General features: G+C 72.3%; 11 protein-coding genes. 6 read left to right on the top strand and 5 right to left on the bottom strand.

Translation table 11 applies throughout. The features are described 5' to 3' along the window. Window positions 1-4: 4 nt before the first annotated feature. Complete coding sequence (gene cls / locus ACFQQI_RS15335; protein WP_378564969.1) at window positions 5-1,495, bottom strand: cardiolipin synthase; 1,491 nt, start codon at window positions 1,493-1,495, stop codon at window positions 5-7. A gap of 195 nt (window positions 1,496-1,690) precedes the next feature. Between cls and ACFQQI_RS15330 the strand changes: the two genes are divergently transcribed. Continuing rightward, window positions 1,691-2,764, top strand: a complete 1,074-nt coding sequence (locus ACFQQI_RS15330) for an AI-2E family transporter (protein WP_378564966.1) — start codon at window positions 1,691-1,693, stop codon at window positions 2,762-2,764. Here the strand turns inward: ACFQQI_RS15330 and ACFQQI_RS15325 are convergent. Beyond that, complete coding sequence (locus ACFQQI_RS15325) at window positions 2,748-2,939, bottom strand: hypothetical protein (protein ID WP_378564963.1); 192 nt, start codon at window positions 2,937-2,939, stop codon at window positions 2,748-2,750. The genes ACFQQI_RS15330 and ACFQQI_RS15325 overlap by 17 nt on opposite strands. Before the next feature lie 130 nt (window positions 2,940-3,069). Here ACFQQI_RS15325 and ACFQQI_RS15320 point away from each other — a divergent pair, with 130 nt between their 5' ends. The 4 genes from ACFQQI_RS15320 (at window position 3,070) to ACFQQI_RS15305 (ending at window position 8,368) form a co-directional block, all read left to right on the top strand. Then, complete coding sequence (locus tag ACFQQI_RS15320; protein ID WP_378564960.1) at window positions 3,070-3,558, top strand: DUF1269 domain-containing protein; 489 nt, start codon at window positions 3,070-3,072, stop codon at window positions 3,556-3,558. Between the two features lie 139 nt (window positions 3,559-3,697). Next, the gene (locus tag ACFQQI_RS15315; protein ID WP_378564957.1) at window positions 3,698-6,304 is read left to right on the top strand and encodes a LuxR C-terminal-related transcriptional regulator; all 2,607 of its coding nucleotides are present in this window, start codon (window positions 3,698-3,700) and stop codon (window positions 6,302-6,304) included. 93 nt (window positions 6,305-6,397) lie between these two features. Beyond that, entirely contained in the window at window positions 6,398-6,991 is a 594-nt protein-coding gene (locus ACFQQI_RS15310) for an HdeD family acid-resistance protein (protein ID WP_378564954.1), read from the top strand. 18 nt (window positions 6,992-7,009) lie between these two features. After that, window positions 7,010-8,368 carry a hypothetical protein gene (locus ACFQQI_RS15305; RefSeq protein ID WP_378564951.1) on the top strand — a complete coding sequence of 453 codons (1,359 nt, stop codon included), beginning with the start codon at window positions 7,010-7,012 and terminating at the stop codon, window positions 8,366-8,368. Here ACFQQI_RS15305 and ACFQQI_RS15300 read toward each other — a convergent pair. Further along, window positions 8,274-9,215, bottom strand: a complete 942-nt coding sequence (locus ACFQQI_RS15300; protein ID WP_378564948.1) for a YhjD/YihY/BrkB family envelope integrity protein — start codon at window positions 9,213-9,215, stop codon at window positions 8,274-8,276. The two genes, ACFQQI_RS15305 and ACFQQI_RS15300, sit on opposite strands and share 95 nt — an antisense overlap. 112 nt (window positions 9,216-9,327) lie before the next feature. On the opposite strand from ACFQQI_RS15300, the gene ACFQQI_RS15295 reads away from it, so the two are divergent. Continuing rightward, window positions 9,328-9,891: a potassium channel family protein gene (locus tag ACFQQI_RS15295; protein WP_378564945.1), complete on the top strand. Its 564-nt coding sequence runs from the start codon at window positions 9,328-9,330 to the stop codon at window positions 9,889-9,891. Here the strand turns inward: ACFQQI_RS15295 and ACFQQI_RS15290 are convergent. Then, window positions 9,858-10,796 (bottom strand): formylglycine-generating enzyme family protein, encoded by a 939-nt coding sequence (locus tag ACFQQI_RS15290; protein ID WP_378564942.1) that lies wholly within the window; start codon window positions 10,794-10,796, stop codon window positions 9,858-9,860. The genes ACFQQI_RS15295 and ACFQQI_RS15290 overlap by 34 nt on opposite strands. Continuing rightward, on the bottom strand, window positions 10,793-13,063 hold the full coding sequence (locus ACFQQI_RS15285) for a SpoIIE family protein phosphatase (RefSeq protein WP_378564939.1): 2,271 nt from the start codon (window positions 13,061-13,063) through the stop codon (window positions 10,793-10,795). The genes ACFQQI_RS15290 and ACFQQI_RS15285 overlap by 4 nt, the downstream gene beginning before the upstream one ends. Window positions 13,064-13,091: the final 28 nt, after the last annotated feature.

Below are 13,091 nucleotides of genomic sequence, written 5' to 3'. Positions count from 1 at the left end.
CCCCTCACTGCAGCGTGGCGGTGAGTCTCATCAGGTTGTCGACGTACCGCTGGCCGCGGCTGCGTCCCACCCAGTCCTCGAGGGTGAGCTCGGCCGACAGGGACCGGTAGGTCTCCTGGACCTGCTCCAGCCGGGCGACGATCTCACGGCCGGTCATCATCATGACGACCTCGTAGTTGAGGGCGAACGAGCGCATGTCCATGTTGCTCGAGCCCACGACCGCGACCCGGTCGTCGACCGTGAAGTGCTTCGCGTGCAGCACCCATGGCTCGGGGTAGAGCCAGATCCGTACGCCGGCGCGCAGCAGCGACTCGTAGTACGAGCGCTGCGCGTGGGCGACCATGAACTGGTCCGCCGTCGCGCTCACGAAGAGCTCGACCTCGACGCCGCGTTGCGCCGCGGTCGTCACGGCGTACAGCAACGAGTCGTCGGGCACGAAGTACGGACTGGTCAGGGACAGCCGGCGCTCCGCGGAGTAGATCATGCTGGTGAAGAGGCGCAGGTTGTTCTCGCTGACGAACCCGGGCCCGCTCGGCACCACCTGGATCCCGACGCCCGTGACGGCGCCCGGGCGATCGCCGGCCGGCGGCGGCACCTCCGCGACGACCTGGCGCAGGTCCTCGCCGGTCTCCTTGAGCCAGTCGGTCGCGAACACGACGTTGAGCTCCTGCACCGCCGGACCCTCGACCCGCGCCATCAGCTCCACCCAGGCGCGGCCGAGCTTCTGGTTCTTCGGCTTGTCGTAGGTGGCCTCGATCAGGTTCTGCGAGCCGCTGAACGCGACCCGGCCGTCGACGACCAGGATCTTGCGGTGGTTGCGCAGGTCCGGCCGGCGGAGCTCCCCCTTCAGCGGCCGGATCGGCAGCATCGGCGCCCACTGGATCCCGGTGCGCTCGAGCCTGCGCAGCATCTCCTTGTAGACCGGGATGCCCCGCGAGCCGAGATGGTCGAAGAGGAAGCGCACCTCGACGCCGCGCTGCACCGCTCGCACCAGCTCCTCGAAGAAGGGAGCGGTCACGTCGTCCCACGCCGAGATGTAGAACTGCACGTGCACGTAGCGCTCCGCCGTCGCCACCTCGCGCGCCATCGCCTCGACGCAGCCGACATAGTCGTCGACCAGCTCGACGGTGTTGTCGAAGGTCATCGGGAGCACCCCGAGCTCCCGGTTGAGGTGCACGAACCCCTGGACGAGCGGGGCGAGCTCGGCCTGCCGCCCGGTGTCGGCGAGCTCCTCGAGCGGGGCGCGCGCCAGCAGCGCCGCGTTGACGTCCTCCTGCACCAGGCGGCGCTTGCGACCGACGCTCGTGCGCCCGAAGAGCAGGAAGAGGAGGATGCCGAGGAAAGGCACGAGGATGATCAGCAGCAGCCAGGCCATCGCCGTCTGTGGGCGGCGCCCGCCGGGCAGCACCACCAGCGCGCAGATGATGATCGCGATCTCGACCGCGACGAGGATCGCGCTGATCGCCGCGCCGGGCGAGGACAGCCAGGCCGTCAACCGAGGAGCTTCTGCCTGGCGGGCCGGTGGGGCTGGCCGACTCGTCGTCCGATCATGATGTCGCCTCTCAGTCCTGCGACGGCGGAACCACAGTAGACACGACGGGCACCTGCGAGGTCACCCAACTCGGGTGAGCCGACGAGCCTCCGCACTGACCACGATGAACGGACCAACGGCGGCGGGCGGGAGTACGACGTGTCGACGACGAGCGAAGCGGCGCGAGCGGCGCTGCCCCGGGGCGTGCTCGTGCTGATCGGGCTCGCTGCGACCGTCGTCGTCATCGCCGGCATGAGGGCGTCGGCCGACATCCTCGCCCCGACGTTCCTCGCCCTGGTGCTCACCATCCTCGCGCACCCGCTGCGCCGGTGGCTCGACGCCTGGATGCCCTCCTGGGCCGCGTCGCTCGTGTGCACGGTCGCGATCTACGCGCTCGTCCTCGGCCTGGCGCTGGCCGTCGTCGTCTCGGTGGCCCGCTTCGCAACGCTGCTCCCGGGTTACGCGGACGAGTTCCAGGCGCGCGTCGACGACCTCACGGACTGGCTCACCCAGGCCGGGGTCGGCGAGGCGGAGATCGAGAAGGTCGGCTCGTCGTTCGAGCTCGGACAGCTGAGCGGGTTCATCGGCGACCTGCTCTCGGAGCTGATGGGCCTCGTCTCGAACCTCTTCTTCATCCTCGCGCTGGTGCTCTTCATGACGATGGACGGCGGCTCGTTCCCGCGCCAGCTCGAGCGTGCCCGGAGCGCCCGCCCGGCCATCATCGACGCGCTCAGCGAGTTCGCCAAGGGCACCCGCCGCTACCTCGCGGTCTCGACCGTCTTCGGCCTGATCGTCGCCGTCTTCGACACGATCGCCCTGGCGCTGCTGGGCGTGCCCGCTCCCCTCCTCTGGGGCCTGCTCGCCTTCATCACGAACTACATCCCGAACATCGGGTTCGTCATCGGCCTGATCCCGCCGGCCATCCTGGCGCTGCTCGAGGGCGGGCCGGGCCTGATGCTCGCGGTCATCGCCGTCTACTGCGCGCTCAACGTGGTGATCCAGTCCGTGATCCAGCCCAAGGTCGTGGGTGACGCGGTCGGGCTGTCGACGACGCTGTCCTTCGTCTCCCTCGTGTTCTGGGCGTGGGTCGTCGGACCGCTCGGCGCCCTGCTCGCGATCCCGCTGACCCTCTTCGCCAAGGCGCTGCTGGTCGACGTGGACCCCTCGACGAGCTGGATGCGTCCGCTGATCTCCAACAAGGACGGGCCGGACGCCGTCAGTCCGGGATCGTGACGACCTCGACGACCGAGATCCCGAGGGAGCTGAGGAGGTTCAGCACTCCCTGCAGCTCCTCCTGATCGGTGACGTCCCCGGTGAGGGTCGTCGTCGCCGGCTGGGTGCGGGCGGTCAGGTGAGGGAATGCCCCGGTGAGCTCGTCGGTCAGCGCTGTGTCGACGCGGATCAGCATCCTGGTCATCGTCGCCCGCACCATCCCGCCTGTCCCCGGCCCCGTGGATCGACGGTAGGCGGGAGGTCCGGGAGAAGCATCACCGGAAATGGGCGAGGCGTCCCGAGGCCCCCGGAACCAGCGTTGTCCCATGGCGACGTTGACGGTGTGGCGGTTCGCCACCGTGCCCGACGCCGCGTGGGCGTCCGCGATCGTCGAGCGGGCGCTGCCGGCGGCGTCGGACCTGCCCCACGACGCCGCGATCGTCGAGTGGTCGCAGGGCGACCGGCGCCCGCACATCCGACAGGTGCCGCCGACCACCACCGACGGAACGCTCGGCGAGGGCTTCTGGGGGCTGCTCTTCGGCCTGATCTTCTTCGTGCCCCTCCTCGGCGCCGCGATCGGCGCGACCACCGGCTCGATCGGCGGGTCGCTGGCCGACGTCGGCATCGACGACCACTTCATCAACCTGGTCCGGGATCACGTGACCCCGGGTACGTCGGCGCTGTTCGTGCTCGGCTCCGGGGCCGTGGTCGAACAGCTCCACGAGGTCCTGGCCCTCGGGCCCACGGCCGAGCTCATCACGACGGCGATCGACGCCCGGCAGGAGGCTGCGCTCCGCGAGGTCTTCGGGAGCTGAGCGGGGCGCTGACACACAACGTTCACGCTGGCCTCACCTGACACAGGTGAGGCGGAGGGGTGATCGGGGCCATAATGTCCCGACCAACCGGTGGATGGCAGCCGGAACATCCACCCAGCCGCTCGGGGCAAGGCGGTCGATGTCCACACCGATGTCGAAGAGGGAGCAGCGCGGGTCCACCGCGCAGATCGGTCGCGTGCCGACACTGCCGCGGGCGTACGTCCAGCGCGAGCGGCTCTGGAGCCGCCTCGAGGTGGCGACCGAGGCAGCGGTCACGCTGCTCATCGGCCCGGGAGGAGCCGGCAAGACCCTCGGCGTCGCCGGCTGGCTGCGGCGCACCGGCCGGGCAGCCGACGCCACCTGGGTCGTCGCCGACGCCACCTGGGACCCGGAGCGGCTGCTCGTCCAGCTCAAGCGGCGTACCGACGACGGCCGGCCGGCTCTCGTCGTCGTCGACGACGCCCACCGGCTGCCACTCGCCACGATGCGGGCGCTGGACGGCCTGCTCGACACCGATCCCGGGTCGCTCCGGCTGCTGCTGACGTCGCGCTGGGACCTCCCGTTCAACCGGCTGGCACCCGAGCTGCTCGGCCACCTGACCTTCCTGCGCGGCGAGCTGCTCCGCCTCGACGACGCCGAGTCCGCGGCCCTGGTCGCGGCCCACGCCCGCACCGACTCGCCCGACGTCGCCCGGGCGATCGCGCGGCGGACCCAGGGTTGGTGCGCCGCCGTCGTGCTCACCGCGCGCGCGGTCGGAGCGGCCCCGGACCCGCTCGCGCTCGCGCAGCGGTACGCCGAGCCCGGCCCGTCGGTCGCCGACCGCGTCGCCAGCGAGGTGTTCGCGACCCTGCGGCCCCGCGAGCGGCACCTGCTGCTGTGCGTCGCGAGCGAGCCGGTCGTCACTCCGGCCCTCGCGGAGCACCTCTCCCACGACAGCGACGCGGGCACGGTCCTCGCCGACCTCGGCGCCACGGGCCTGCTGGTGACCCGCGCCGACTCTCACGAGCCCGACGACGGCGGTCGGACCGTGGAGCGGTACTCCATCCACCCACTGCTCGCCGAGGTCGTGCGCCGGCGGATCGCGTCCGGAGGGGTGGACGTCATGCGCGCGTCCGCGACCGTCCAGCGTGCCGTGCGCCTCGACGTCGCCCGCGGCGTCACCGAGGACGCGCTGCACCGGCTCGAGGCGATCGGCGAGCACGACGTCGCCGCCGCCCTGATCGCCGACGAGGGCCCGCAGCTCCTGCTGCGCGGGCACATGGCGCCGGTGCGTGACTTCGCGGTCGCCCATCCGTCGGCCATCGAGATCAACCCCGGGTCGTGGTTCGCGGTCGCCCTGGAGCGCTGGTTCGTCAACGACGTCGAGGCGACGGCGCGCTGGCTCGAGCGGATCCTGCACGAGCCCCAGCCCGACACCGCCGCGACGGTGCTGCGCGTCGCGTGTGCCCGGGTGATGCGCGCCCGTCTCGGGCTCGAGCCGATCGGGCCGGCGATGGAGCACGCCCAGCGCGTGGTCGCCGATCCCGAGCTCACCCGCGACGGCTCCGCGATCGTCCCGATCCTGCTGTGCGAGCTCGCGATCACGCAGAACTGGACCGGCGACCTCGCGTCCGCCGCAGACAACCTCGCGGCCACGATCCGGCTGAGCCACACGCACGACCTGCCGACCCTGACCGTGGTCGCGATGTCCCACCTGGCGTTCACCGAGTACATGCGGGGACACGAGAGTGCAGCCGTCGAGGTGGCCGAGACGGTGCTCGCCCTGGTCGAGGAGCGTGGCGTCGCGGCGCCGTACTCGGTCGCCCGGGCCCGGCTCGCCCGACAGCTCGGCGAGCTCAGCGGCCTGCCGCTGCGGCGCCGGGAGCGGACGCTGGAGGACGACGAGCTGCCCAGCCACGCCGCCGACCTCGCGACCCGCTTCTGGCTCCGCACCCGACGCGCCCGGCTGGAGCTCGCGCGCGGATCGGTCTCCGGTGCCGAGATGGCGCTCGAGGTGCCCCTGGAGACGCCTCCCCTGCCCGCGCACCTCGCCGTCGTCCTCCTGCTCGAGCGGGCGTTCCTCGCCAGCCTGTCCGGCGACGCCGCGCTCCTCGGCCGGCTCCACGAGCAGCTGACGGAGCTCGGCGCCGCCGCCGAGGCCTCGATGGCGAGCGGGCTGCGCGCCGACCTCGGGGGCGACCGGCGCGCCGCCGCCCGGCACTTCGCCGAGGCCGCGCGCGGTCCGGCGGTCGACCAGCCCGCGGTCCGCGCCCTCGCCCTGGTCACCCGGGCACAGCTCCTCGACGGGCTCGGCGACGGGAAGCAGGCGATCGACGAGCTCCGCGAGGCGGTGCGCGAGACCCAGCTGCGCAAGAACGCCGTGCCGTTCCTCGGCTGGAGCCGGCACGGCACCCCGGTGCCGGATCTGCTGCGTCGCCTGGCAGCGACCAGCGGCGACCCGTGGCTGGCCGACCTCGAGACCGACGTTGCAGGGCTGTCCGGCATCTCGAGCTACTTCGGACCGTCGACCGCCCGGCCGCGCGAGCGCGAGGCCCGGTCCGCCGTGGCGGTCCGGCCCACGCTCAGCCCGCGCGAGCTCGACGTGCTCTTCGAGCTCGCCCGCGGGTCGACGTACGCCGACATCGCGGCGAACCTCTTCGTGTCCGAGAACACCGTCAAGACCCACGTCTCGAGCCTCTACGCGAAGCTCTCCGTCAACCGGCGCAGCGACGCCCTCGCCGCCGCGCGGTCGATGCAGCTGCTCTGAGCGGTGCCGGCCAGTCCACCCGATTTGGGCGAAGGCACCGCGCCCGGGCGCGCGGGATCGTGAAGGGTCGATCCCGTGTCTCCGGGAGGTTCCATGGGTGAGCACACCGCCACGTCGTACGACGACCGGTCCCGCGAGGTGCCGCCCGTCCTCCGCGGTCTCGCCGAGCACTGGGGACTCGTCCTCGCGTACGGCGTCGTGACGCTCGGGCTCGGAGTGATCCTGATCGTCTGGCCGGACGCGACCATCACGGTCTTCACCGTCCTGCTCGCCATCCAGCTCATCGTCGCCGGCATCTTCCGGATCGTGGCGGCACTCCAGATGCACCGCAGCGAGGGGATGCGCGCCCTGGTCGGGCTGACCGGCGGCATCGCGTTGATCGTCGGCCTGCTGATCCTGCGCGACCCGCTGCAGAGCGTGCTCGTGCTCGGCATGATCCTCGGCGTCTTCTGGCTGATCGTCGGGATCGTCGACATCCTCGGGGCGATCGTCGCACCGCCGCCGGAGGGCCGGGGCTGGCCGCTCTTCAACGGCGTCCTCGGCGTCGCTCTCGGCGGCTTCCTGGTCGTCTACACCGACCTGTCCCTGCGGGTGCTGGTCGTCCTGGTCGCGATCTGGTTGATCGTCGCCGGCGCCCTGGCGCTGGTCGCGGCGTTCCAGCTGCGGTCGATGCGAGCCACGAGCTGACGGACGAGAGGGAGCACGATGACCGAGGAGCGGCCGTCCGAGGTCGAGGAGCTGCGCGCCGAGGTCGAACGCCTGCGGTCCGAGGTGGACGGCCGGCCGACCACCGAGCTCCCCGTCGAGCCGGCGGGACGAAGGGGGTGGTGGCGCCCGGTCGTCGCCACCGTGCTGATCATCCTGATGGCGGTGCTGGCGCCGCTGTCTGTCGTGGCCCGGTGGGCGGACGACATGGTCGCCGACACGGACCGCTACGTCGAGATCGTGGAGCCGCTGGCCAGCGATCCCGCCGTGCAGGCAGCAGTGATCGACCGGATCACGACCGAGATCGTGACCAGGCTGCAGGTCGAGTCCGTGACCGACCGGGCCATCGACGCCCTCGCGAACCGGGGCCTGCCGCCGCTGGCCGCCTCGAGCCTCCAGGCGCTCTCGACCCCGCTCTCGGACGCCATCGAGGGCTTCGTGGAGCGGCAGGTCACCAACCTCGTCGAGTCCGAGGAGTTCGAGACGGCGTGGGTCGAGGCCAACCGCCAGGCCCACACCCAGCTGGTCGCCGTGCTCACCGGCAAGGACACCGACACGGTGGACGTCAGCGACAACGCCGTCAGCATCAACCTCGCGACTCTCATCGAGACCGTGCAGCAGCGGCTCGTCGACCGCGGGTTCACCCTCGCCGAGCGGCTGCCGACGATCAACGCGCAGTTCACGATCTTCCAGTCCGACGACATCACCAAGGCACAGACGGCCTTCCGCCTGCTCGAGGCCGTCAGCACCTGGCTGCCGATCATCGCGTTGCTGTGCCTGATCGGCGCCGTCGCCGTAGGCCGGTCCCGCCGCCGCACCCTGATCGCGGGGGCCCTCGCGCTCGCGCTGTCGATGATCGTGCTCGGGGCAGCCCTGAACGCCTCCCGCGAGATCTACCTGAACGCCGTACCGACCGACCAGCTGCCCTCCGACGCCGCGGCCGCCATCTACGACATCCTCGTCCACTTCATCCGCCTCAACCTCCGGGCGGTGCTGGTGGTCGCCCTGGCGATCGCGTTCGTCGCCTGGGTCACCGGACCCGAGGGAGCGCCGGCCGCCCTGCGTCGCGGCACGAGCCGGGCCTTCGGCGCCGTGCGCCAGGGCGGGGACCGGGTGGGCATCGACACCGGTGCCTTCGGCGTGGCGCTGCACACCTACAAGACCCCGATCCGGGTCGCGGTGCTCGGCGGCGCGCTGCTCCTCTACGTGCTGCGCGACCACCCCACCGGCGGGTTCGCGATCTGGCTGATCGTCGCCGCGGCCGTCATCCTGATGCTGGTGGAGCTGCTGTCCCGTCCGCCGGCACTCGTCGCCACCGACGGGGGAGGTGCGCCTGCACCGCCTCCCACGTCGTCGTGACGACCCGGTTCACCGTGGGGTCCTCCGACACGACCCGCCCGACGAGCGCCGCCCCGACCATGATCGCGGCGAAGCCGATCAGCCAGGTCGACACGGCCAGGATGATGCCGAGCGTCCCGAACTGGTCGGCGTTCGCCTCGACGTACGGCGGCATCACCCTCGACGACCCGCGGTTGTAGACGACGCCGAGGTAGCCGGTCAGCAGCGCACCGAGGGCGAGGTCGCGCCACGGCACGCGGCCGAACAGCAGGACCCAGCTGGTGGCCCACCAGATCAGGGACAGCACCAGCCCCTGCAGCAGGAGCTCGAGGCCGTCGCCGACCAGCCCGTCGAGGCCGGCCGAGAGTCGGCGCAGCGCGGCGGCGATCTGCAGCGTCATCAGCCAGCCGAGCAGCCACAGCAGGCACCGCCGGGCACCGGACACGCCTCCGACGTGCACCCGCTCCCAGATCCGCTCGTACATCCGCTGCACGGCGCGGGCGAAGCTGGTCGCCGAGAAGATCGTGATCGCGAGGCCGATCAACCCGGTCTGGGTCCGGACGTCGTCGCGGCTCACCTGCCCCTCGATCAGGTCGGCACCGTCGCCGCCGACCCCGGCGGCGTTCGAGAAGGACGTGACGGCGTCGCTGGTGAGGTGGGGCAGGAAGGCCGACAGCACGACGAGCATCGGGATGAGCGCGAGCAGGCCCTGCGCGGCGATCAGCATGCACCGGTCGATGAACTCGATCCGGACGAACTCGCTCAGGAGGCGGCCGAAGATCGGGATCCGGTCGACGACGTCCTTCGCCTGGTCACGACGGGACCGGTACGCCGTCGCCGCACGGTCACGCAACGCGGCGAGATCCATCGGGTGCTCACCTCCCGTGTCGCCGCCGCTCGATCCGGCAGGATGGGCCCATCGTGGGCGGCGCGGGTCGCCCCGCGATCACCCGGAGCGGGTGAACCGAGGAGGGCCGACCGTGGCGGGTTGGAAGCGGCTGGTGCGCGGGGTCGTGTTCGCCGGCCTCGCGGTCGGCGCCTACTTCGTCGTGCCCGTCAACACCCACGGCGACGACCTCGTGATCCGGGCCGTGCTCACGGTGCTCCTGGTCGGCCTCCTCGCGGCCGGCGTCGTCTGGCAGGTCGTCCTGCAGGTCGAGGACCCGAACCGCCGCGTCGATGGCCTCGCGCTGGCGCTCGTGATCTCCGTGCTCGTGTTCGCGCTCACCTTCTACAAGCTCGCGACCTCCGAGCCCGGCCAGATCGCCGGGCTCGAGACCAGGCTCGACGGCCTCTACTTCACGATGTCGACGCTGCTCACGATCGGGTACGGCGACATCCATGCCGCAGGACAGACCGCACGCGGGCTGGTGCTCGTGCAGATGCTGTTCAACGTCGTCGTGCTGACGATGGGCGCGACGACGCTGACCAGCCGGATCCGGATGCGGGCCGAGCAGCGGGCCGAGGCCCGACGGGCGGCCGCGGAGTCAGGCGCGCCGGAGGGGCGCCGTCAGGGGCGGCGTACGCACCGGAACCCCACGTGAGACGTGGTGTCGTTGACGCCGTGCCCCTGCCGCGCGGCCGGGCGGTAGCGCTGGCAGTAGTGCGGCGAGCACAGGTGGGAGCCGCCCTTGGTCACGAACCGGTCGGTCTCGACCAGCCGGACGCTGCCCCCGCAGCAGGGGCTCGCGGTCGCCGCGGCGCCGACGGTCTCGCCGGTGCGGGCGTGGGTGTCGGTCCACCGCGACGACGTCCACTCCCAGACGTTGCCGATCAGGTCGTGCAGCCCGTGCCCGTTGGCGGGGTAGCTCCCGACGGGTGAGGTGCGGTGGTGGCCGTCGGGGTCGTCGCTGCGCCACGGGAACGGACCCTGCCAGGTGTTGGCCAGCGGTGTCCCCCCGGGCATCAGCTCGTCGCCCCAGGCGAACTCGTGGCCGACCAGGCCGCCGCGCGCGGCGTGCTCGAACTCCGCCTCGGTGGGCAGCTCCTTGCCCGCCCAGCGGGCGTACGCCGAGGCGTCCTCCCAGCCGACGTGGACCACGGGGTGATCGGGGATCTCCTCCCACGAGCTGCCCGGCCCCTGCGGCGCGCGCCAGGAGGCGTCCGGCTGCCAGCGCCACCACTGCGTCCAGTTGCCGAGGTCGACGGGGCCCGCCGTCTGGGTGAAGACCTGCGACCCGGGCACCAGCAGCGTCGGATCGGCGTCCGGGAAGTCGGCCGGGTCGGGGGCGACCTCGGCCACCGTGACGTGGCCGGTCTCCTCGACGAACCGCGCGAACTCGGCGTTCGTCACCGGGTGGACGTCGAGCCACACGTCGCCGACCGGCACCCGCACGAGCGGCCGCTCCTCGGGGTAGAACCGCGCGCTGCCGAGGGTGGCCGTCCCGCCGGGCACGAGCACCATCCCGGCCGTGTCGTGCGGGGTGTCGACCGCGCTGCCCTCCGTCACGTCCCCTGTGTAGCAGACGGCGCCAGCCGCAGGGCCAGCAGCGTCGTGTCGTCGTCACCGACGTCGTGCAGGCCGAGCAGCCGGTCGAGCCAGAGCTCCAGGTCGGCGGCGTCGTAGGTGTCCGCGGCCAGCGAGCGCAGCCGCTCGGTGCGCTCCTGCAGGTCGACGCCACGACGCTCGACGAGCCCGTCGGTGTAGAGCAGCAGCGCCGCGCCCGGCTCGAGGGGCAGGTCGACGGTGACGGCCTCGCCGGCACCGACCCCGAGCAGGGGCCGGAGCGGTACGTCGAGGTCGCCCGCGCCGGCAGCGCTGATCAGCATCGGACCGGGGTGGCCGGCGTTCGCCAGGCTGACCCGGGTGCGCTCGGGGTTGACGATGCCGACGACGGCGGTCGCGACCCGCTGGTCGAGGAGGTTGGCCATCAGGTGGTCGAGCCGGTCCAGCGCCGCCGCGGGCGAGTGGCCCTCGACGAGGTAGGCGCGGAGCGCGGTCCGCACCTGGATCATCGCCGACGCGGCGGAGACTCCGTGCCCGGCGACGTCACCCACGACGAAGGCGACGCTGCCGTCGTCGAGCTCGACGACGTCCCACCAGTCGCCGCCCAGCTGGAAGGTCGACGCGGGCCGGTAGTTGGCCGCCAGCTCGAGGCCCGCGACCTCCGGTGTCTGGTCGAGGACGACGCTGCGCTGCAGCGACTCGGCCATCGCGATCTGCTCCTTCGAGCGGCTCAGCAGGAGACTGATCATGTGCTTGCCGAGCGCATCGGCCACCTCGAGCTTCCAGGGCGCCCACGGCAGGCTGCGGCCGCGGACCACCTCGCTCCACTGCTCGAAGGACTTGCGCGGGCTCAGCCGGACCTCGGGACCCTCTGCCGCCGCGATCTGCTTGTTGGTGGGGTCGCCGCCCCAGTCGACGATGCGCGTCTGCTCGGGCCGCAGCCAGAGCAGCCAGCGGTCGTGCGCCGACCCGACACGCAGGACGCCGGCGGCCGACGTGCGGCCGGCGAGCTCGGGCAGGAGGGTGTCGAGCCGGTCGGTGCTGGTGGCGTACGCGACCGGGTCCTCGAGTGTCGACGCGATGTGCTGCAGGGACTCGTCGTCGAGGTCGACGTCGCCACGCCTGGTCACCACGCCGTCGTACGACAGCACCGCCCCGGTCGCGTGCACCAGGGTCAGCAGCTCGGGGTCCTCCATCATGCTCACGAGCGGCGAGCCCGGGTTGCTGGAGATGCGCGCGATGATGCGGGCGAGCACCGTCTGGGCGGCCAGCGTCCGCTCCCGCGCGTCGGCGCGCTCGCGGTCGGCGGCGATCTGGCTGGCGACCTGGCCGAGGAACTCGGCGGTCGACCGCGCCTCGTGGCTGGGCCGGTGCGGCCCCGAGTAGTGGTGGCACGCGACCAGGCCCCAGAGCACGCCGTCGACGACCAGGGAGATGGACATCGAGGCGCTGACGCCCATGTTGGTGAGGTACTCGACGTGGATCGGCGACACGCTGCGGAGGCTGGCGTGCGACAGGTCGAGCGGAGCCTCCGTCTTCGGGTCCAGCACCGGCTGGAGCGGCACGGGCTCGTAGCCGACGTCGGCGATCAGGCGGGTCCAGTTGATCGTGTAGAGGCGGCGCGCCTGGGCCGGGATGTCGCTCGCCGGGTAGTGCAGGCCCAGGAACGAGTTGAGGTCGTCGCGCCGCTGCTCCGCGATGACCTCGCCGTTCCAGTCCTCGTCGAAGCGGTAGACCATGACCCGGTCGAAGCCGAGCAGCTCGCGGATCTCCACGGCCAGCTTGTCGGCGAGATCGCGCACGGACGTCGACTCCGCGAGCCGGGCCATCGCACCGCGCGTCGAGCGGTACGTCGGCCGCTGGGTGCCCACGCCGCTGACGGGCTCGATCTCGACGATCCACCGGCTCCCGGAGCGGTGGTGCCGCACGTCGACCCTCTTGCCCACGAGCGCCGCCCGCGGCGCCAGGTCGTCGAGTCGGACCACCAGCGGGTCGGTCGTCACGTCCGCGGCGATGCGGTCGGCGAGCGCCGCCGCGAGGGTGGGCCCGACAAGGGCCGCGAGGGTCGCGCCGGCGGCCGCACCGGTCGGGATGCCGAGGAGCTGGTCGCAGTTCGCCGACGCCACGACGCACCGCAGGTCCACCGCGTCGAGGGCGAGGAGCACCCCATGGGGCTGGATGGCGCCCGGGAGGTGGATCGGCTCCCGATCACAGGTCGTCAGGTCGACCTCGCCGTACGCCGGCGTGTGCGGCGCGAGGGACTCTGACACAGGGGCTCCGACCTGGGGGTGGAAAGTG

Origin of the sequence: Nocardioides sp. GCM10030259, from assembly GCF_042666375.1 — a bacterium.
Lineage (GTDB): Bacteria > Actinomycetota > Actinomycetes > Propionibacteriales > Nocardioidaceae > Nocardioides.
Note: the sequence above shows the minus strand (reverse complement) of the source record. Positions and strands in the feature narration are given on the sequence as shown.

What these genes read in the sequence shown, in the direction of transcription:
- ACFQQI_RS15305 (WP_378564951.1), top strand. Translation starts at nt 7,010, where the DNA reads ATGACCGAGGAGCGGCCGTCCGAGGTCGAGGAGCTGCGCGCCGAGGTC.
- ACFQQI_RS15310 (WP_378564954.1), top strand. Translation starts at nt 6,398, where the DNA reads ATGGGTGAGCACACCGCCACGTCGTACGACGACCGGTCCCGCGAGGTG.
- ACFQQI_RS15320 (WP_378564960.1), top strand. Translation starts at nt 3,070, where the DNA reads ATGGCGACGTTGACGGTGTGGCGGTTCGCCACCGTGCCCGACGCCGCG.
- ACFQQI_RS15300 (WP_378564948.1), bottom strand. Translation starts at nt 9,215, where the DNA reads ATGGATCTCGCCGCGTTGCGTGACCGTGCGGCGACGGCGTACCGGTCC.
- ACFQQI_RS15315 (WP_378564957.1), top strand. Translation starts at nt 3,698, where the DNA reads ATGTCCACACCGATGTCGAAGAGGGAGCAGCGCGGGTCCACCGCGCAG.
- ACFQQI_RS15325 (WP_378564963.1), bottom strand. Translation starts at nt 2,939, where the DNA reads ATGCTGATCCGCGTCGACACAGCGCTGACCGACGAGCTCACCGGGGCA.